The organism is Caulobacter sp. GW821-FHT09H08, from assembly GCF_059415885.1.
Genome location: NZ_JBWKOC010000003.1, coordinates 501,428 through 519,562 on the forward strand (window position 1 = coordinate 501,428; position 18,135 = coordinate 519,562).

The window sequence follows — 18,135 nt, forward strand, 5'->3', positions numbered from 1 at the left end:
ACAGGCTCAGGGTGAGGACGACTGGTGCTGCCGTTCAATTGAAAACCTCACCCTGAGCTAGTCGAAGGGCGGGGTTTTCGCTCCTACGACGCCCGCGCCTCCGACCCCATGAACACCACCTTGGCCCCCTTGTTCACAGCCGAGCCCAGTTCGGCCGCGTCCCAGTTGGTCAGGCGCACGCAGCCGTGCGAGGCGCGCTTGTTGACCAGCTTGGGGTCGGGCGTGCCGTGGATGCCGTAGGTGTCCTTGGTCAGGTCGATCCAGGTCGAGCCGACCGGATTGTTCGGCCCGGCCTTGATAGTCAGCTTGGCCTTGGGTTTGCCGAACGTCAGGCGTGACGGGTCGTAGGTGTAGGTCGGCGCCGGCGCGAGCGTGCGCACGGCCCACTCGCCGGAAGGGGCAGGGCGCTCGGTGCTGCCGACCGTAGCCGGATAGACCGCCAGCTCGACGCCGTCCTTGTCGAAGGCGCGGACCTGGCCCAGGGCCTTGTCGATCTCGATGCGGTCGACCTTGCGATCCAGCTTGTCGGCGCCCGCGGCGGTCACGACGATCGTCGTCCCGGCCGCCCCGAAATCGACGCCCGGATTGAGCGCCTGCAGCAGCGCCTCGTCCATATGGAAGCGCTCGGCCAGCATCTCGAGCGGCGTCACGTAGTCGAGCGCCGGCAGCTTGGCCATCGCCTCGTAGTCGTCCTTGGGGATCGGCGGTGAGTACGGGCCGGCCTCATCCTCGGCGGTGATCGTGTAGTCGACCAGCACCGGTCCGCCGTCGCCGGCGGTCAGGGTCTCGACCAGCGCTTGGGTGATCTGTCCGTCCACCGTCAAGTTGCGCGAGGCCTGGAAGGCCTTGATCGCCAGGGTCAGGTTCGTCCCGTCGCGGCCGTCGATGACGCCGGGCGAGAAGTGGGCGCGGTCCAGCAGGGTCTGGACGCGGATCAGCAGGTTGCGATGGGCGTCGGGATCGGTGGTCGCCAGGTCGAAGGTCGCGGCGTTGATGGTCTGGGCCAGGGGCGAGCCCGCCGCCACGGCCGGTGGCGCGGCGACGACAGGCGGCGGGGCGGGCGCGGACTTCTGGACGCTCTTGGCGGGCGCGGGCTTGGCCGGCGGCTTGTCGTCGCAGGCGGCCAAGATCAGAGATGGCGCCAGGACGGCGATCAGGGCGAAGCGGGAAACCAGACCGGTCATGCATACTCCAGGCGCGCCAGGAAGGCGGGAACGACTCCCTGGTCTCAAGCCTTGAGCCATGGCGAAGTTCCTTGAGGAGCGAGGACCGGCTTGAAGCTGCTACGCCGTCTGTTGTGGGGATTGGGCCTGCTGGTCCTGGCCGTCGGCGCGCTGCTGCTGTGGGCGACCTGGCCGACCGGCAAGCCGTCGCCGGAACCGGTCCAACCGCGCGACGAGACTGCCTTCCTGCCGCCCCAGCATGTGCCCTCGATCGATCCGTCTGGCGCCTTGCCGGTGCTAGCCGGCGCGCCCGAGACCTGCGACGGGACCGACGCGCCGGAGAGCGCCGCCGCCGTCAACGCCGCTTCCCTCGCCACCATGGCCTGGACCCCGTTCGGCAAGGCCGAGACCGGCTGGGAGATCTACGCTCCGCGCATCGCCGCCGAGATCGGCACGACCTGTGGACCTGGCTCGAACGGCTTCGCCTCGGCCCTGGCGCGCTGGCAGGGCGGGCATGGGCTGCAGGCGACCGGCGTGGTCGATGCCGTCGTCTTCGGGACCATGGTGACCCGCTGGCACCTGGCCCGGCCGTTCGTGCGGGTGAACCGCGAGGGCATGTGCCCCGGCGCGCCGCCCGAGGCCAATCTCAGCCTGGCCGATCCCAGGGAAAGCTATGGCGGCAAGGCCATTCGCCTGCGGCCGGGTGCTCTGGAGGCCTATCGCAACATGGTCGCCGAGGCGAAGGCGGCCGGGGTGCTGCGGCGACCCGAGGCGCTGACCATCTTCTCCGGCTTTCGCGCGCCGGACGCCGACGCCCAGCGCTGCGCGCGGGACAACAACTGCCAGGGGCTGATCCGCACCATCTGCTCGGCGCATCGCACTGGGCTGGCCATGGATTTGGTGATCGAGGCCGCGCCGGGCTTCGGGCCCGACAGCTCGGCCGACGCCAACCGGTTGGCGATGGCGCGTTCGCCGCTTTATCGCTGGATGGTCGTGAACGCCGGCCGGTTCGGCTTCGTGAACTATGTCTACGAGCCCTGGCACTGGGAGTGGACGGGCGAGCCGCTGCTGCCCGGCGTGCCGATCGCCAGCCTGCCCAAGGCCGGCTCGGAGCCCCTTACGGAACTTCCGGAAGGCCCCACTTCGAAAACGCCGGCCGCTGCTTCAGGCGCGCGTAATAGGCGGTGAGGGCGGGCCAGTCCTCGCGCTGGATCGGGCTGTAGAGCCAGCGGTGCAGCGACAGGCCCAGCACGATGTCGGCCAGGGTGAAATCGTCGCCGGCCACATAGGCGCCGGTGTCCACCAGACGCGCGTCCATCAGGCCCATGGCGGTGTTCCAGGCCGTGACGCTGGCCTCGATCTGCTTGGGATCGTCGAAGCCGGGGAACTTGCGCACCAGCCCCGCGAACGCGTAGCGCCAGGCGGTATTGAGCTCGGTGGCCTGCCAGTCCATCCACTGGTCGACGAGGGCGCGCTTACGGCGGTCGACTGGGAACAGCGGGGTGTCGGCGGCCACATAGCGGCAGATGGCGTTGCTTTCCCAGACCGGGCCGTGCTCGTCGATCAGCACGGGCACCAGGGCGTTGGGGTTCCACTGCAGGAACTTCGGATCGTTGGTGGGCGCGAACCCCGCGCCCCAGTCCTCGCGCTCATAGGCCAGCTCCAGCTCGTCCAGGGTCCAGAGGACCTTGCGGACATTGATGGAGGAGGTGCGGCCGAGGACCTTGGGGATCGTCAACGGGTCATCCAGGGCTTGGACTTGCCGGTCGGGGCGGCGGCGTTGGCGCGGTCGACCTTGCCGGTCGAGGCCTTGGCTCCGTGGCCGTGCTTGCCTTGAGCCGCCTTCTTCAGGCGCAGGGCGCGCTGCATCGGGGTCTCGTCAGCGGGAGGTGCGTCGGTCTTGTCGGTCATTACGGGGATGTAGGCCTCGAATGGCGCCTTGAGAAGGCCGCGCTTACTCGTCAGTCTGGAAAGATGTCGTTCGCCCGTTCGGTTCCCCTCCTGATCGCCGTCGCCGCCCTGGCGGCCTCGCCGGCCTGGGCGCAGAGCAAGCCCGAGCCCAAGGAAGAGCCGAACGCCGTCTCGCCGGTGCTGATCCTGCCGCCGACCCTGCCGCCCAACGTGGTGTCGTCCTATCCGGCGGAAGGCCAGACCGTGTCCCCCGGCGTGCTGATCCTGAAGGTGACCTTCGACCAGCAGATGTCGCCGAGTGCCTGGAACTACGCCCCGGCTGCGGGCGCGGAACCGATGGACTGCGTGAAGATGCCCAGGCTGCTGCCGGACCAGAAGACCTTCGTCCTGCTGTGCCGGGTGCTGTCCAACAAGACCTATGGCGTGACCTTCAACGCCACGCGCGCCGGCGGTTTCGCCAATCTGGGCGACAATCCGGCCCACACCTCGGCCCTGACCTTCAAGGTCGATTCCGAATATCCGATCACCACCGTCCGCCGGGCGATGGAGGCGGCCAAGCTGCTGCCCGACCAGATGCCGGTGCAGGACGCCCCGATGGCCGTCGCCACGAGCGGAAGCCGCTAGAGACTCATACCCAAGCTTGTGGCGCGCGACGGCCTGTCTCGGCATCATCGTCCGATGACGGGAGAATCGAGTCTTCGCGATTGGTCGGGCGCCGAGTTGGCGGTGGTGGTGGGCGACTATGTCGTCCAGCTGGAGAAAACGCTCGCCGGTAAGCCGATCGACCGCGCCGCCCATGACCGCTCCGTCCGCTTCGTCACCGGCAAGGCCGACATGCCGATCCTCTGGAAGCAGGGCGAGATCTCGGCGGTGCTGTCGCTGATCGGCCTGCCGCCGCTGAAGGACCAGCCGCCGCGATGGTCGTACGACGAGGCCCTGGTCGAGGCGGTCGAGGAGCAGTTGGCCGCCAAGCCGTCCCTGCTGAACGCCGCCGTCCGCCCCGCCGCCCTGTTCGCCAAGCCGCCGGTCCTGCCGCTGCTGGAGACCGCGCCGCCCAGGCCGATGCCGATGGACGACCGCCTGATCCGCGTGGCCCAGCGCTTCGACATGTCTCGCCGCGAGGCCGAGGACCGGTTTCTGCGCGAGCTGGGTGTCGCCAGCGTCGTGGCCCACGAGGCCCGCCGCCTGGCCGAGCGCGGCCGCCCCGACCTCGCCGCCAGGGTCCGCCCCGCGCGGGCCGGCGACGCCGAAGGCTGCGACGTCATCAGTGTGGGTCTCGACGAAGGCCTGCGTCTGATCGCCGTGAAGACCACCCTGGGCGCGGAGTTCGCCCCCTTCGGCCTCAGCTCGGCCGAGTTCGAACTGGCGGAGGCCCGCCCCGAAGCCTTCCGCATCCGCCGCGTCTACGACCTGATGGGCGAGGCGCGGTTCTACCGGCTGAAGCCGCCGTTCGGGTGAGGCGCTAGGGCTTGAACACGTGCGCCAGCATGTGGCCCAGCCCGCCCAGCGTCCGTCCGTGATTGAGTTCGCCCGGCAGCCGGACCAGCGTCTCGTGGAAGCCGAGTGGTGGTATCGCGCTCATCACCTCGACCACCTGGCGCCGTGACAGGCCCTTGAGCAGGCGTCCGCCGCTGGCGTCGATCCAGTCGGCCTTGCGCACGGCGTTGACCACCTCGGCGTTGGCGCCTCGGAACGGCGTGACCTTGTGGTGCCAGTGGATCAGGTCGCGAATGAGCGCGGCGTCCAGGTGCGGCGCACGAGCCTGCCTGGCCTGCTCGGCGCGATCCTCGGACGGTTCGAGATAGGCCAGCGCGCCGTCCGTCCAGAGGCCGACGTCGTGATAGGCCAGGGCGAAGGCGATCGGTTCGCGCCAGCGCTCTTCTCCACCCAGGAAGTGCAGGGCGTAGGTCAGCACCCGGTAGACGTGGTTGCGATAGCCGTCGAAGTCCGCGCCGATTCGGTCGCGCAGCGGCGCCAGTTCGGCTTCGACGAGGGGGGCGGTATCGATGATGGCGATCGGCATGGGCGCAGATCAGCGCCTCGGGCGCGCCAGGTCTTGAACGGAACGCAGCCGCAAAAGAAAAGGCGCTGGTCTTGCGACCAGCGCCAGTGCGCCTTGGAGGGGATCCAAGATCTGGAAGTCGGGCCTAGAAGACGTACGAGGCCCCGAAGAAGAACTGCCGGCCGGTGGTGCTGAACACCCGCTGCGAGCGGCGCTGCTTACCCGACCACTGGTCGGCTTCCTGGTTGGTCAGGTTCAGCGCGTCGAAGGTCAGTTTCAGCTTGTCGGTCAGCTTGTACGAGATCGAGGCGTCGATGTTGGTCGTCGCATAGCTACCGTTGGCGTCCGGTACTTCGGACTTGAAGGGCAGGGCGGTCAGGTACTCGTCGCGATAGGCCACCGAGACGCGGGCGGAGAGCTTCGCATCCTCGTAATAGAGGGTGGCGTTCACCGAGTGCGGCGACACGTTCAGGAACTGGTCGTGGATCTGCGTGGCCGGCGTCGTGGCCGTACCGGTCGACAGGTAGTAGAGCACCGAGCTGTCCACATAGGTGTAGTTCAGCATCGTGCCGAGGTTGTCGAATGGCGCGGGCAGGAACTTGAACGGCTGCTGGTAGTTCAGCTCGATCCCGCGGATGAAGCCGCCCTGGGTGTTGCGCGAGCGGGTCACGAGGTAGGGCGTGTTGGCGTCCTGGCCGGCGGGCAACAGGGCCATGGGCAAGCCGGTGAGACCATAGGCTTCGGTGGTGGCGATCGTCTGGATCGAGCTGGCGATCTCCTTGTCGAAGACCGTGGCCGAGACGATCACGCCTTCGCTGGGATACCATTCCAGGCTGAAGTCGTAGTTCTTGGCGCGGTACGGATCCAGGAACGGGTTGCCGATCGTGGCCGTCTGGGCGCCGAAGGTCGTGTTGACCGCGCCGCCCGGCGTCAGGTTGCCGAAGCTGGGACGCGCCATGACCTTGGCGGCGGCGAAGCGGGCGACCAGGTTCTCACGCACGTCCAGGGCCAGGTTCAGCGACGGCAGCCAGTCGCTGTACTTGTTCTTGACCGTGATCTGCGAGGTCAGCGAGGTGTAGCCCGTGGCGTCCAGGTCGGTCTTCACGTAGCGGACGCCGACATTGCCGCGCAGGCGACGACCGTCCAGGACCTGGGTGTCGAAGTCGGTCTGCAGGTAGGCGGCGGTGTCCTTCTCCTGGACCGCGCGGTTGTTGCCCAGGGCCGAATTGATGGCCAGCGTGAAGTCGCCGTACTTGTTCGAGCAGTTGCAGAGCAGGCCCAGCTTCTCGATGTAGGCCGAGACGTCCGGCACCACCCAGCTGGTCACTGAGCCGGTCGGGAGGTTCAGCTGCTTGCCGAAGCCGGTGACGACGTGGCTCAGCGGGGCCGAGTCCGGGAAGTCGGCGGCGAAATTGGCGAAATTGAACGGGATGGTGCCCGTCGCCGTCACGCCCGTCGCGCCGTTGTTCGGATAGAGGCGCTGGACCTGCTTGGTCTGGAAGTCGAACGACTTCAGCGCCACGCCGCCCTTGAGGGTGAAGGTGTCGTTGAGGCGGAACTTGGCGTTGGCCTCGCCGGTCCACAGCGTGTTGAACACCGCGGCCTTCACGACGCGGATGTCGGGCGTCAGGCCCGTGCCGGCGTTGGTGAAGGTGACATTGGCCGGGTTGGTGACGTCGTAGCCGTAGTTGATCAGCGGCCGGCGGGCGTCCTCGCGCGAATCCCAGACGTAGCCGGCCTTGTTGAAGCCGTCATAGGACATCAGCACGTCCCAGGGCTGCTTGAAGTCCGAGCCCGAGTGACCGAACTTCACGTCGCCGCTCAGTCGGTCGGTGAAGTCGTGCTTCAGCGTCAGGCCGATCTGGTGGGTCTTGGTCGAGGTGACGCTCTTTTCCTCAATGTGTTTGATGTCGACATTGTTGATCTTCATGTAGTCGACTTGCCCGGTCGGCAGCACGTGGACGTCCATGATCTGGGCGTCGACCCGGCCAGCGAACAGCGGGAAGGCCGCGCTGGCGCCGTTGACGTTGCGGTTCAGCGAGGCGTTCGACAGGGCGTAGTCGGTGCGGTCCTGGTCGAACTTCGAATAGACCACGTCGAGGATCACCTCGGTGCGGTCGCTCGGGCGCCATTGCAGCGCGCCGGTCATGCCCAGGCGCTTCTGGTCCAGCTGGAAGCGGCCCAGGCCCGGATTACGGGGCAGGAAGACGTTGGGCTGGTTGATCGCCGCATAGGCGGCCGGATCCGACGGCAGGCCCGAGAAGCACTGGCCGGCGGGGCGGTTGCCCGCGCCCGACAGGGCGTTCACGTACGGGATGGCGGTGTTGACCACCTGGCTGCCGGCCTGCGACGCGATATCGACCGCCGTGCCGCAGAAGCCGTTGTTGACGTCCGAATAGTCCGACTGCGAGGTGTCGCTGTAGCCTTCTTCCTGCTGCTTGCGCTTGTTGTAGGCCAGCGAGAACAGGGCGCCGAAGTCGCCCCAGGTGTCGCTGACCAGGCCGGCGAAGCGCGGGGCCTTGGTCTTGTTGTTGTCGTAGTAGGCGCCCTGCAGCGACGCGGCGGCGCGGAAGCCCTTCTTGTCGAACGGGCGGCCGGTCTGCAGGTCGACATTGGCGGCCAGCGAGCCTTCGTCCATCTCGGCCGACTGGGTCTTGCTGACGGTGACGCTGTTGAACAGCTCCGAGGCGAAGGTCGAGAAGTCGAAGCCGCGCGAGCGGTTGATGCCGGCGACCACGCCCAGGGTCGAGCCGGTGGTGGCCGAATAGGCCTCGATGCCGTTCAGGGTGGTGCGGACGAAGTCGCCGCCCAGGCCGCGCACGGTGATGTTGCGGCCTTCGCCGCCGTCACGGGTGATCGAGACGCCCGGGATGCGCTGGATCGACTCGGCCAGGTTCGCGTCCGGGAAGCTGGCCATGTCGTCGGCCTTGATGACGTCGACGATGTTGTTGGACACGCGCTTGGTGTTGATGGCGCTGGTCAGGCTGGCGCGGAAGCCGGTGACAACCACCTCTTCGACGGTCGCCTGGTCCTGGGCGGCGGGCGCGGGGGCGGTCTGCGCGGCGGCGGCGAAAGCCGTCAGCAAGGAGGCGCCCAGCGAGAGCGCCACCACGGAAGTTCCGGCGCGCAACGCGCCGCGAGTCTTGGACTGCAAGCCCATGTTTCCTCTCCCAATCGGCCGTGCTCATGCGGCCGCGTTGATTGTTGGGGCCGTCTTGTCGACGGCTCTCCGTTGGGAGGAGGCGGGGGTGTAGTACGCTTGGAACGGCTTAGATCGAGACCCGCTTAATCTCATATAATGAGATAGTATCCCAACTTATAAGCAGGATACGCCTGAACGGGGTTTCCGCCAGTCACAATCGTCACGCAACGTCACTCTATTGCCAAATTGCAACATGAGCTCCCGGATGTTGGGAGTAGGGCGACCGGAAGTGGTGGCGAGCTCGCTCGGCGCCACCTCCGGTCAGGGATGGGAGGGTCACGCGCTGGCCGTGGCGCGGCCGAGGCCACGGGCCTCCAGCAGCGTCAGCACGGCCACAACGGCGGCCTGGCCGGCGACGAAGGCGACGCCCAGCAGGGACGGCGAACAGGTGAAGAGCACGGCGATGCTCCCCAGCACCCACGCCGCGTTGCCGGCCACGGCCAGCGGCAGCAGGGGTGGCGGCGAGACGGGCTGGCGCGACATCCAGCCGAACAGGGCCGCGATCGGCAGCAGGGCCGCGCCGGCCACGGTCAGCAGCATTGAGGGCAGGCCCAGCAGGGGCGACAGCAGGCCCGCGCCCAGCAGCATCAGCGCGCCGGCGGCCAGGCAGGTCAGGGCGTCCAGCGCCAGGATGGGGCGGACATCGGTGTTCGGGGTCGAGGTCATGGTGGGCGTCTCCTTGTTGACGCCCACCTTGTCGCGCCGCCTGCGAGGACGGTCGATTACGCGGGAGGTAATGGCCGAAGCGCTTACCGCCCCAGCGTGATCGTCGCCGGCTTCAGCCCCGGGGTGGTCGCCGTGACCTTCACCGAGCCGGACGCCTGGCCTCGCACCAGAGCCACGGCCTTGCCCATCAGCGGCGTACGGGTCGGGGACTTGAACGGCGTATGGTCGATGCTGGAACCGTTGTCAGTGGCCACCAGCTCGCCGCCCTCGACCGCGAAGGTCACCGGGGCCGAGGCCGAGGGGACCGTAACGCCCTGAGCGTCGGTGATCCGGGCGCGGACATAGGCGACGTCGTCGAAGCTGGCGCCGACCGCGCGGGCGTCGGGCTCAAGCACGATGCGCGCGGCCGCGCCGGCGGTGCGCAGCTCGGCGCGCGGGCCGTCCTGGCAGGTCGCCGTAACGACGCCGGGCTCGAAGGTCACCGGCCAGCGGCGGGGGGCGGCGTTGGCCGGCAGAGGCAGGGCGCCCAGGTCGCGGCCGTTCAGGGTCACACGCACGCTGGCGCAGTTGCTGTAGACCTCGATGGTCTCCTGGTGCGGGCCGAGGTTGGCCGGCGTCCAGTCGGCATAGAGCTGCGGCGCGGCGGCGGGGGTGGCGACCGCGATGGTCACCGGCATCGGCGTCGCGGGACCCGCGCCGTCATTGGGGACGGGAACCGCGTCCGGGGCCGCGTTGCGCACCACGTGCACGACCGGCTTCTCGGACCACCAGCTCTCGCGCTCCAGGCCCCGGATACGCGGCGCGCCGGTGCGGTCCAGAAGGCCGGCCGGATTGTCGATATTGGGCCAGCCGCGCCGGTCGGACTCGCCGAGATAGTCGACGCCGGTCCACAGGAACATGCCGGCATAGGCGGGGTAGTCGCGCACGGCCAGCCAACTGGCGCGGTTGTGCGAGTTCTCTGTGCCGATGATCTTGCGGGTCGGCTTGTCCTTGTGGGCCTGGGTCAGCTCGTTCTCGCGATAGTTCTGGCCGACCACGTCGAGCAGGTCGGCGAGGCCGTTCTGGTAGTCGCCGGTGACGTTGGGCCGAAACAGTGCCTGGGTCGCGGGACGGCTGGGATCGGCCGCGTGGGTCACGTCCAGCAGGTTGCGCATCGCCGCCTTGGCCTGGACCGGGAAGGCGGTGTCGTGGATCTCGTTGCCGATGCTCCAGATGACGATGCTGGGGTGGTTGCGGTCGCGGGCGACGATGTCGAAGGCGTCCTTCTTGGCCCAGTCGCCGAAGAACAGATGATAGTCGCCGGGCGTCTTGGCGACGTTCCACTGGTCGAACAGCTCGTCCATCACCACCAGGCCCAACTCGTCGGTCAGATCGAGGAAGCCTGGCGTCGGCGGATTGTGGGCCGTGCGGATGGCGTTGACGCCCATGGCCTTCAGCTCGACCAGGCGCTGGCGCCAGACGGAGAGCGGCACGGCCATGCCGACCGCCCCGCCGTCCTCGTGCAGGGCCACGCCCTTCAGCTTGATATTGCGGCCATTGAGCCAGAAGCCGCTCTCGGCCTTGAACTCGGCGGTGCGCACGCCGAATGGCACGACCTGCTCGTCCACGGCCTTGCCGTCCGCGTCCAGGACGCGAAGCGTGGCGCGGTAGAGGACCGGACTGTCGAGGCCCCACAGCTTGGGGCTCTTCAGGGCGAGGCTGGTTTCGGTCCGCTCGGTGCGGCCGGCGTCGACAGTCTGGGGCGCGGTGGTCGCCCGCGCGACCTCGGCGCCGTCGGGGCCGGTGACGACGACTTCCAGCTTCAAGGCGCGCGTCGTCGAACCGAGGTTAGAGAGGTCGGCCTGCACCCGCACGCTCGCGGCCTCGGCCGTGATCGTCGGCGTGGTGACGAAGGCGCTGTCGGCGGCGATGAACGCCTCGCCGGTCGAGATCACCCGGACCTTCCGATAGAGCCCGCCACCGGCGTACCAGCGCGAGGACGGGGCGTGCGACGTGTCGGCGCGGACCGCCAGCACGTTGCGTCCGTCGGCCCGCAGGAAGGGGGTGATGTCATAGCGCTGGGCGACATAGCCGTTAGGCCGGAAGCCCAGGTTCTGGCCGTTGATCCAGACCCCGCCGCGCTCCATGACGCCGTCCAGCTCGACATACCAGCGCCGACCCGCCGTCGGCTTGAGATCAAGATCGCGCCGATACCAGGCGATCCCCGTCGGGAAGAACCCGCCCGCCCCGCCGGCCATGGCCTTGGCGTCCACGGGCCCGGCGATCTGCCAGTCGTGGGGGACGCTGACCTTGCTCCAGGCCGCGTCGTCGAACTCCCGCGCCTCGGCCCGCTCGGGATCGCCCTGCACAAAGCGCCAACCCGAGGTCAGCTCGGTCGTCTCACGCGGCCCGGCGAGCGCCGTCGAAGCCACGAGCACCAGCATCAAACCGGCCAGAGTTCCCCGAAGCGCCATCCGATCCTCCCAATACGTATATCCCTATATATGGGATATTGTCCGACATATTGAGAATTGCGGGGCGGCAATGTCAAGCCGAGGTGCGGCCAAAGAAAAGCCCCCACCGGTGAACCGGTGGGGGCTTCTGAACTGGCAGCAAAATCCGCCGATCAATCCTCGTCCATCTTCAGCGCCGCGATGAAGGCTTCCTGCGGGATCTCGACCTTGCCGAACTGGCGCATGCGCTTCTTGCCGGCCTTCTGCTTGTCCAGCAGCTTGCGCTTACGCGAGGCGTCGCCGCCGTAGCACTTGGCCGTCACGTCCTTGCGCAGGGCGCGGACGGTTTCGCGGGCGATGATCCGGCCGCCGATGGCCGCCTGGATCGGGATGACGAACATGTGCTGCGGGATGAGTTCCTTCATCTTCTCGCACATGCCGCGGCCACGGCTCTCGGCGCGGTCGCGGTGGACCAGCATGGAGAGGGCGTCGACGGGTTCGGCGTTGACCAGGATCGACATCTTGACCAGATCGCCCGGGCGGTAGTCCTCGACCTGATAGTCGAAGCTGGCATAGCCCTTCGAGATCGACTTCAGACGGTCGTAGAAGTCGAAGACCACCTCGTTCAGCGGCAGGTCGTAGACGACCATGGCGCGGCTGCCGACGTAGCTGAGTTCGCGCTGCATGCCGCGACGGTCCTGGCACAGCTTGATCACGCCGCCGAGATAGTCGTCGGGGGTGAAGATGGTGGCCTTGATCCAGGGCTCGCTGATGCTCTCGATCTGCATCACGTCGGGCAGGTCGGCGGGATTGTGGAGTTCCTTCTCGGACCCGTCGCGCATGTGGATCTTGTAGACGACCGACGGAGCCGTCGCGATCAGGTCGAGGTCGAACTCGCGGGACAGGCGCTCCTGGATGATCTCCAGGTGCAGCAGACCCAGGAAGCCGCAGCGGAAGCCGAAGCCGAGGGCGGCGCTGCTTTCCATTTCGTAGGTGAAGCTGCCGTCGTTCAGGCGCAGGCGGCCGACGGCGGCGCGCAGGTCCTCGAAGTCGGCGGCGTCGACCGGGAACAGGCCGCAGAACACGACCGGCTGGACTTCCTTGAAGCCAGCCAGGGCTTGCGCCGTTTGCTTTTTCTCGTCGGTGATGGTGTCGCCGACGGCGGCGTCGGCCACTTCCTTGATCGAGGCGGTGAAGAAGCCGACCTCGCCCGGACCCAGCTCGGCGACATCGGTGGCCTTGGGCGTGAACACGCCGACCTTGTCGATGCGGTGGGTGGCGCCGGTCTGCATCATGCGCACCTGCTGGCCGGCCTTCAGCGTGCCGTCGAAGATGCGCACCAGCACGACCACGCCCAGATAGGCGTCGTACCAGGCGTCGACCAGCAGCGCCTTCAGCGGCGCGTCGCGGTCGCCCTTGGGGGCGGGCAGGCGGGTGACGATAGCTTCCAGCACGTCGTGGATGCCCAGGCCCGACTTGGCGCTGGCCAGCACGGCGTCCGAGGCGTCCAGGCCGATCAGGTCCTCGATCTGGGCGCGCACGCGCTCGGGCTCGGCGGCCGGCAGGTCGATCTTGTTGAGGACCGGGACGATCTCGTGGTTGTTGTCGATGGCCGAATAGACATTGGCCAGGGTCTGGGCTTCCACGCCCTGCGAGGCGTCGACGACCAGGATCGAACCTTCGCACGCGGCCAGGCTGCGGCTGACTTCATAGGCGAAGTCGACGTGGCCGGGGGTGTCCATCAGGTTCAGGACATAGGTCTCGCCGTCGTCGGCCTTGTAGTTCAGGCGCACGGTCTGCGCCTTGATGGTGATGCCGCGCTCTTTCTCGATGTCCATGTTGTCGAGAACCTGCGCGCTCATCTCGCGCGCGGTCAGGCCGCCGGTCTCCTGGATCAGGCGGTCGGACAGCGTGGACTTGCCGTGGTCGATGTGGGCCACGATGGAAAAGTTGCGGATCTTGTCGAGAGGCGTCGAAGTCATGGGCGTGCGCATAGCACATTTGGCCCGCTTCGCGAGGGGCGTAACGGTCGCCGTGGGGCTCGCGCGTGCGGCCACGCGTCGCGCATGCTTAACCGGCCGTTAAGTTTGGAGCCCCAAACCGGTCTCAATGGGCTGCAACAAGGTTGCAATCATTCGATATGGAGGCCCTGACATGGACCGTCGCAAGCTGATCCTCTCGGGCGCCGCCACCGGCCTTTCCGCCATGGCCACCGACGCCTTGGCCCGCCAGCGGATCACCTCCGAACAACTGCCGCCGGCCCAGCCGATCCCGTCTTCCGCGCAGGATGGCTACACGCCGCCGCCGTCTCCGAGTCCTGCGTCGGCTGGGACGACGCCGGCCTACGACACGGGCCGCGCCCAGACCTACTCCGCAGACGAGATGATCCGCGCCACGTCCGACTTCCTGGGCGTGACCGCCGAGAGCGCCGGGGCGGCGGTCGAGAAGGTCTTCAAGGACAAGGGCCAGCCCACAGCCTATATCGCCGGCGAAGAGGGCTCGGGCGCGTTCGTCGCCGGCCTGCGCTACGGTCGCGGCCTGCTCTACATGAAGGGCCGTCCGACGCTGGAAGTGTTCTGGCAGGGCCCGACCATCGGCTGGGACTGGGGCGGCAACGCCAGCCGCAACTTCACGCTCTGCTATAACCTGCAGTACCCGGACGCCATCTTCCGCCGGTTCCCCGGCGTCGAAGGCAGCGCCTATCTGATCGGCGGCCTGGGCGTGAACTACCAGAAGGCCGACGAGATCACCCTGGCTCCGATCCGCGCCGGCGTCGGCCTGCGCCTGGGCGCCAATATCGGCTACCTCGGCTACAGCCGTAAGCGCCGCACGCTGCCGTTCTAGGGGCCGTTCTAGTCCGCGCGCTCGATGGCGTAGCGGAAGGTCCGTGACTCGCCGGGCGCCAGCGTGATGCGCCAGGCGACCTGGCCGTTGCGGATGTCGTGGCGGGCCGGCTCGGCGACCACCTTGAACCTCGGCGCGCTGGGATCCTGGCGCACCTCCACCGTGACCGGGATGGTCTTGGCGTTGGCCAGGTCGACCTCGTAGGCGCGCCGCACGCGGTTCTTGGCGACGCTGCGTTCCTCGGCCAGGCGCGGCCGGGCGCGGACGTCCATGGCGCCGCCGATCATCAGGTCCAGGGGCTCGCCGACCGCCACGTCGCGCACGGCCTGCTCGCCGGCGAAGGCGGGGCGGCCGTCCGCGGTCTCGATGGCCGACAGGGCGCCGGAGGGCAGGGGCTTGCCCAGGCCGTTCGCGGTCTTGTTCTCCAGCCGCAGCACGACATCGGGGACGATCAGGGCCTCGTCCTCGTCGTCATAGTCGTCAACCGTATCCATCCGGACCACGTAGAGCCGCTGGAAGGCGACGTCCTTCTGGTCGAGGAAGGCCACCTGCTTGGTCTGGCGGGCGTTCAGGGTGACCGGTTCGGGCAGGGTGTAGAGCTTGTAGTCGCCCAGGTTCGACTGCTCGGCCAGCTTGGCGCGGGCGCCCGTGACGACGATGCTTTCGTTGACGGCGTCATCGGGAAACCCGGCCATCGCCATTGGCGCGGGCGGCGGTGGAGCCACAGCGACACGAGGCGCCAGGACACGCTTGCCGACATGCGTCGTATCCATCGGCCAGCAGGCGCGGTCGATGGCCTTCGGCTCGCCCTGGTCGACCTCGACCTCCTCGCGGGAGAGCTTGCCGGCGACGGCCTGGGTCCTGGCGTCGGCGAACTGGCTGCCGCCGCTGTTGACCAGGGTCAGCCAGCCGGTCAGGTCCAGGCGTTTGCCGTCGGGATGGATGCGGGCGACGTAGTCGGCCTGCCAGTTCACGCCGAGGGCCAGATACGAGAGCGTGATCTTCGCGCGTGTGGGCGTCGGGACATCCACGATGGTCGACAGGCTGGGCTTGTCGGTCAGGCCCTCGGGCGCGCTGCCCAGGATCAAGCGCTCGGGACCGCCCGAGCAGCCTAACGCCTCGACCCCCTCGGCCGTGCGGACCATCAGGCCGTCGGGGCCCTGCAGCAAGGTGGCGTCGACCGTCTGCTGGCGGCCGGTCTTGCGGTTGGTGCGGACCACCTTGATCGGCTGGCCCAGCGAGCGCTCGACCAGGGTTCCGGGGCTGAGGATGGCGTAGTCGTAGTTACGCTCCACCGCCTTGCCGGGCAGGCCATCGACCGCCGCGCTCTGCGGGATCAGGCCCTCGGCGACGCCGTCGAAACGGATGGTATGGCGGCCGGCGGGCAGGTCGACCGTGCGGGTCTCGCTGACCAGGATCAGGCCCTGCTCCGCCGCCAGCCCGCGCTCGTACTCGTCCAGCGCCTGGAACGGCCCGTCGCCGTCGCGATAAAGGGTGATGGCCACCTTCTCGGGCGCGCGGGAGGCGATGGTGTCGGCGTATGCGGGGGCGGCCGCGACGAGAGCGAGCGCGAGCGCCAATCTCCTCCCCTTCTGGGGGAGGTGTCCGCGAAGCGGACGGAGGGGGCTAGCGCGGAGACGGCGGTGCTGCCCCCTCCGGCCCTCTGGGCCACCTCCCCCAGAGGGGGAGGAGATACCGCGCATCATCACCACCCCGTCTCGACCGTGAAGGTCAGCACCGTCTCGCCGTTCGCGGGGATCGGCACCGACCAGCCCAGGGTGCGGGCGTCGATGCGGCGGCTCTTCAGGCTCTCGGCCTTGACCTCGCCGTCACGCCACAGGCCGCCCTGGCGCAGCTCCACCGTGACCGGCTGGTCCTTGGCGTTGCGCAGCAGGTACTTCATCTCGTAGCGCGAGCGGGTCCTGGAGACCTTGGTGTCGGAGACCAGGGTCGCCTGGCTGGAGACGTCGAAGGCGTCGCCGGTCTTGATCGACAGCTCCGAGCCGGCCGGCGTGTGGCCGATGGCGTTCTCGCCGACGAACTTCGGGTCGCCGGCCGCGTCGCGCATATAGACCCGCATGGTCCCGGCGGGCAGCTGGCTGCCCAGGCCGGCCAGCTTGGCGTTGCTGAACTGGATGGCGGCGACGGCCTTGACCGGTTCGGCCTGGCTGGCGAACCAGCCCTCGCGGACCTCGTAGACCTTCCTGGCCGTCACGCCCTGAGCAGACAGGAAGCCGACCTGCTTGTTCTGGTTCGAGGCGATCGTGGTCCGCTCGGGCAAGGGGTAGACATAGTAGTCGGCGATGCGCTCGCCGGTCCCGCTCTCGGTCCCGGCGCTGATCACGCCCGGCGTCCTGCGCGGCGGGCGATAGCCGTTGTTCTGGGAGAGCTGGTTGACGTCGCCGGCCACCAGCTGGGTCTTGGCGTTCTCGAACGGCGTGCCGGAGGTGTTCGACAGCGTGATCCAGCCCTGCAGGTCGAGGGCGTTCTTGGCTTCGTCGAACAGGGCGACATAGTCGGCCTTCCACGACAGGCCCGAGGTCAGGTAGCTCAGCTTGGCCTGGCGCGAGCCGGCGCTGGCGGCCTCGACGCTGACCGACAGGGTCGGGCGGGCGCGCAGGGTCTCGGGCACCTTGTCGAAGATCACCCGGGTCGGGACGCCGTCGTCGCGCAGCACCTCGATGCGGTCGCCGATCTTCAGCACCACGCCCTCGTTGGCGGCCAGGACGGTGGCGACCTCGGTGGTCTCCTTGCCGTCGCCGGGATTGGTGCGGACGATCTTCACCTGCTGGCCGACAGCCTTTTCCATCAGCTTGTCGGGGGTGAGCAGGTCGTAGTCGAAGTTCTGCTCCAGGATCGTCACGCCGGCGGCCGACAGGCTGACCGTCTCGGGACGGATGGCGGCCGAGACGTCCTTGAACTCCAGCTTCTGCCGGCCGGCCTTCAGGTCCAGCGGCCGGGCGTCCTCGACCAGGGCGAGATCGGAATTGTAGATGGTGACCGACACCTCGCGCTCTTGCGCCCCTCGATCTTGGGCATGGGCTGCGGTGAGCGGGACCAACAACAGGCCGGCCGTGGCCAGTAGCACGCGACGGTTCATCGTTGGTCTCCGTGTGTTTACAGCGGTAAAACTACACGGGATTGGGGCGCTGTCGAGGCGGTTGAGCTTGAGGTAGCGGTACAGCTACGGCGCCACCAAATCCTATCGTCATTCCCGCCACAAGGGCGGGAATGACGATGGGATAGTGTGAGGGCGAGGTGGCCCGAGCTTACCCGCCCCAGACTTGCTTCAGTCGCGCGTCCCGCCCGCAGCCGGTGCGGTAGAGGTTGTAGTCCAGCGCGTGCCGCTTGGCGTAGTCGCGGTGGTATTCTTCGGCCGGGTAGAAGGTCTTCAGGTCCAGGATCTGGGCCTTCATCGAGCCCGTCTTCAGGCGCTTGGCGGCGTCGTCGCGCGACTTCTCGGCGATCGGGCGCTGGGCCGGGGTGACGAAGACGGCGGGGCGATAGGACGGGCCGCGATCGCAGAACTGGCCGCCGTCGTCGGTCGGGTCGACCAGTTTCCAGTAGCGATAGAGCAGGAAGCCATAGTCCAGCTTGGTCGGGTCGTAGGTGACGCGCACCGACTCGTAGTGGCCGCTGGTCTCGCTGGTGACGTCGCGATAGCCGGGGTTCTTGACGTGGCCGCCGGTGTACCCGCTCTCGACCTTGATGACGCCCGGCACGCCCTGCATGTCGTGCTCCATGCACCAGAAGCAGCCGCCGGCGAACACGGCGCTCTCGGTCTTTAGCGTGGCGGCGGCCGAGGCGCTTACCCCGAACAGGGCGAAAGCGGTGGCCAGGAGAATGAAAAAGCGGCGCATCGAGGTCTTTCCAAAAGGGAACCTGAACTCAGATACGCACGGGAAACCGGAAAGG

General features: G+C 68.1%; 15 protein-coding genes. 4 read left to right on the forward strand and 11 right to left on the reverse strand.

Translation table 11 applies throughout. The features are described from left to right. Positions 1 to 83 precede the first annotated feature (83 nt). Positions 84 to 1,184, reverse strand: coding sequence for a L,D-transpeptidase family protein (locus tag AC07NN_RS11955; RefSeq protein ID WP_494640943.1), 1,101 nt, complete (start codon positions 1,182 to 1,184; stop codon positions 84 to 86). Between the two features lie 90 nt (positions 1,185 to 1,274). Between AC07NN_RS11955 and AC07NN_RS11960 the strand changes: the two genes are divergently transcribed. Further along, positions 1,275 to 2,351 carry a M15 family metallopeptidase gene (locus AC07NN_RS11960; protein WP_494640945.1) on the forward strand — a complete coding sequence of 359 codons (1,077 nt, stop codon included), beginning with the start codon at positions 1,275 to 1,277 and terminating at the stop codon, positions 2,349 to 2,351. On the opposite strand, the gene AC07NN_RS11965 is transcribed toward AC07NN_RS11960, so the two are convergent. Next, positions 2,281 to 2,901: a glutathione S-transferase family protein gene (locus tag AC07NN_RS11965; protein WP_494640947.1), complete on the reverse strand. Its 621-nt coding sequence runs from the start codon at positions 2,899 to 2,901 to the stop codon at positions 2,281 to 2,283. The two genes, AC07NN_RS11960 and AC07NN_RS11965, sit on opposite strands and share 71 nt — an antisense overlap. Further along, entirely contained in the window at positions 2,898 to 3,074 is a 177-nt protein-coding gene (locus tag AC07NN_RS11970) for a hypothetical protein (RefSeq protein WP_494640949.1), read from the reverse strand. Before AC07NN_RS11970 ends, AC07NN_RS11965 begins: the two co-directional genes overlap by 4 nt. 63 nt (positions 3,075 to 3,137) lie before the next feature. Between AC07NN_RS11970 and AC07NN_RS11975 the strand changes: the two genes are divergently transcribed. Both AC07NN_RS11975 and AC07NN_RS11980 read left to right on the forward strand, forming a co-directional pair. Beyond that, on the forward strand, positions 3,138 to 3,698 hold the full coding sequence (locus tag AC07NN_RS11975) for a hypothetical protein (protein WP_494640951.1): 561 nt from the start codon (positions 3,138 to 3,140) through the stop codon (positions 3,696 to 3,698). Between the two features lie 54 nt (positions 3,699 to 3,752). Continuing rightward, positions 3,753 to 4,532 (forward strand): protein NO VEIN domain-containing protein, encoded by a 780-nt coding sequence (locus AC07NN_RS11980; RefSeq protein WP_494640953.1) that lies wholly within the window; start codon positions 3,753 to 3,755, stop codon positions 4,530 to 4,532. A gap of 4 nt (positions 4,533 to 4,536) precedes the next feature. On the opposite strand, the gene AC07NN_RS11985 is transcribed toward AC07NN_RS11980, so the two are convergent. The 5 genes from AC07NN_RS11985 to lepA form a co-directional block, all read right to left on the reverse strand. After that, positions 4,537 to 5,097, reverse strand: coding sequence for a hypothetical protein (locus AC07NN_RS11985; RefSeq protein WP_494640955.1), 561 nt, complete (start codon positions 5,095 to 5,097; stop codon positions 4,537 to 4,539). Positions 5,098 to 5,221: 124 nt separating this feature from the next. Beyond that, positions 5,222 to 8,236: a TonB-dependent receptor gene (locus AC07NN_RS11990; protein WP_494640956.1), complete on the reverse strand. Its 3,015-nt coding sequence runs from the start codon at positions 8,234 to 8,236 to the stop codon at positions 5,222 to 5,224. Between the two features lie 318 nt (positions 8,237 to 8,554). Then, complete coding sequence (locus AC07NN_RS11995) at positions 8,555 to 8,944, reverse strand: hypothetical protein (protein WP_494640958.1); 390 nt, start codon at positions 8,942 to 8,944, stop codon at positions 8,555 to 8,557. A gap of 83 nt (positions 8,945 to 9,027) precedes the next feature. Beyond that, entirely contained in the window at positions 9,028 to 11,397 is a 2,370-nt protein-coding gene (locus tag AC07NN_RS12000; RefSeq protein WP_494640960.1) for a glycoside hydrolase family 2 TIM barrel-domain containing protein, read from the reverse strand. Between the two features lie 152 nt (positions 11,398 to 11,549). After that, positions 11,550 to 13,358 (reverse strand): translation elongation factor 4, encoded by a 1,809-nt coding sequence (gene lepA, locus AC07NN_RS12005; RefSeq protein ID WP_494640962.1) that lies wholly within the window; start codon positions 13,356 to 13,358, stop codon positions 11,550 to 11,552. A 172-nt stretch (positions 13,359 to 13,530) separates the two neighbouring features. Between lepA and AC07NN_RS12010 the strand changes: the two genes are divergently transcribed. Further along, the gene (locus AC07NN_RS12010; RefSeq protein WP_494640964.1) at positions 13,531 to 14,220 is read left to right on the forward strand and encodes a DUF1134 domain-containing protein; all 690 of its coding nucleotides are present in this window, start codon (positions 13,531 to 13,533) and stop codon (positions 14,218 to 14,220) included. An 8-nt stretch (positions 14,221 to 14,228) separates the two neighbouring features. Here the strand turns inward: AC07NN_RS12010 and AC07NN_RS12015 are convergent, their stop codons facing one another. The 3 genes from AC07NN_RS12015 to msrA form a co-directional block, all read right to left on the reverse strand. Continuing rightward, the gene (locus AC07NN_RS12015) at positions 14,229 to 15,926 is read right to left on the reverse strand and encodes a DUF4139 domain-containing protein (protein ID WP_494640966.1); all 1,698 of its coding nucleotides are present in this window, start codon (positions 15,924 to 15,926) and stop codon (positions 14,229 to 14,231) included. Continuing rightward, entirely contained in the window at positions 15,926 to 17,320 is a 1,395-nt protein-coding gene (locus AC07NN_RS12020; protein ID WP_494640968.1) for a DUF4139 domain-containing protein, read from the reverse strand. The genes AC07NN_RS12015 and AC07NN_RS12020 overlap by 1 nt, the downstream gene beginning before the upstream one ends. A gap of 169 nt (positions 17,321 to 17,489) precedes the next feature. Continuing rightward, on the reverse strand, positions 17,490 to 18,080 hold the full coding sequence (msrA, locus tag AC07NN_RS12025; protein WP_494640970.1) for a peptide-methionine (S)-S-oxide reductase MsrA: 591 nt from the start codon (positions 18,078 to 18,080) through the stop codon (positions 17,490 to 17,492). Positions 18,081 to 18,135 lie beyond the last annotated feature (55 nt).

What these genes read in the sequence shown, in the direction of transcription:
- AC07NN_RS12010 (WP_494640964.1), top strand. Translation starts at nt 13,531, where the DNA reads ATGGACCGTCGCAAGCTGATCCTCTCGGGCGCCGCCACCGGCCTTTCC.
- AC07NN_RS11970 (WP_494640949.1), bottom strand. Translation starts at nt 3,074, where the DNA reads ATGACCGACAAGACCGACGCACCTCCCGCTGACGAGACCCCGATGCAG.
- AC07NN_RS12000 (WP_494640960.1), bottom strand. Translation starts at nt 11,397, where the DNA reads ATGGCGCTTCGGGGAACTCTGGCCGGTTTGATGCTGGTGCTCGTGGCT.
- AC07NN_RS11990 (WP_494640956.1), bottom strand. Translation starts at nt 8,236, where the DNA reads ATGGGCTTGCAGTCCAAGACTCGCGGCGCGTTGCGCGCCGGAACTTCC.
- AC07NN_RS11955 (WP_494640943.1), bottom strand. Translation starts at nt 1,184, where the DNA reads ATGACCGGTCTGGTTTCCCGCTTCGCCCTGATCGCCGTCCTGGCGCCA.
- AC07NN_RS11995 (WP_494640958.1), bottom strand. Translation starts at nt 8,944, where the DNA reads ATGACCTCGACCCCGAACACCGATGTCCGCCCCATCCTGGCGCTGGAC.
- lepA (WP_494640962.1), bottom strand. Translation starts at nt 13,358, where the DNA reads ATGACTTCGACGCCTCTCGACAAGATCCGCAACTTTTCCATCGTGGCC.
- AC07NN_RS11985 (WP_494640955.1), bottom strand. Translation starts at nt 5,097, where the DNA reads ATGCCGATCGCCATCATCGATACCGCCCCCCTCGTCGAAGCCGAACTG.
- msrA (WP_494640970.1), bottom strand. Translation starts at nt 18,080, where the DNA reads ATGCGCCGCTTTTTCATTCTCCTGGCCACCGCTTTCGCCCTGTTCGGG.
- AC07NN_RS11975 (WP_494640951.1), top strand. Translation starts at nt 3,138, where the DNA reads ATGTCGTTCGCCCGTTCGGTTCCCCTCCTGATCGCCGTCGCCGCCCTG.
- AC07NN_RS11980 (WP_494640953.1), top strand. Translation starts at nt 3,753, where the DNA reads ATGACGGGAGAATCGAGTCTTCGCGATTGGTCGGGCGCCGAGTTGGCG.
- AC07NN_RS12020 (WP_494640968.1), bottom strand. Translation starts at nt 17,320, where the DNA reads ATGAACCGTCGCGTGCTACTGGCCACGGCCGGCCTGTTGTTGGTCCCG.
- AC07NN_RS12015 (WP_494640966.1), bottom strand. Translation starts at nt 15,926, where the DNA reads ATGATGCGCGGTATCTCCTCCCCCTCTGGGGGAGGTGGCCCAGAGGGC.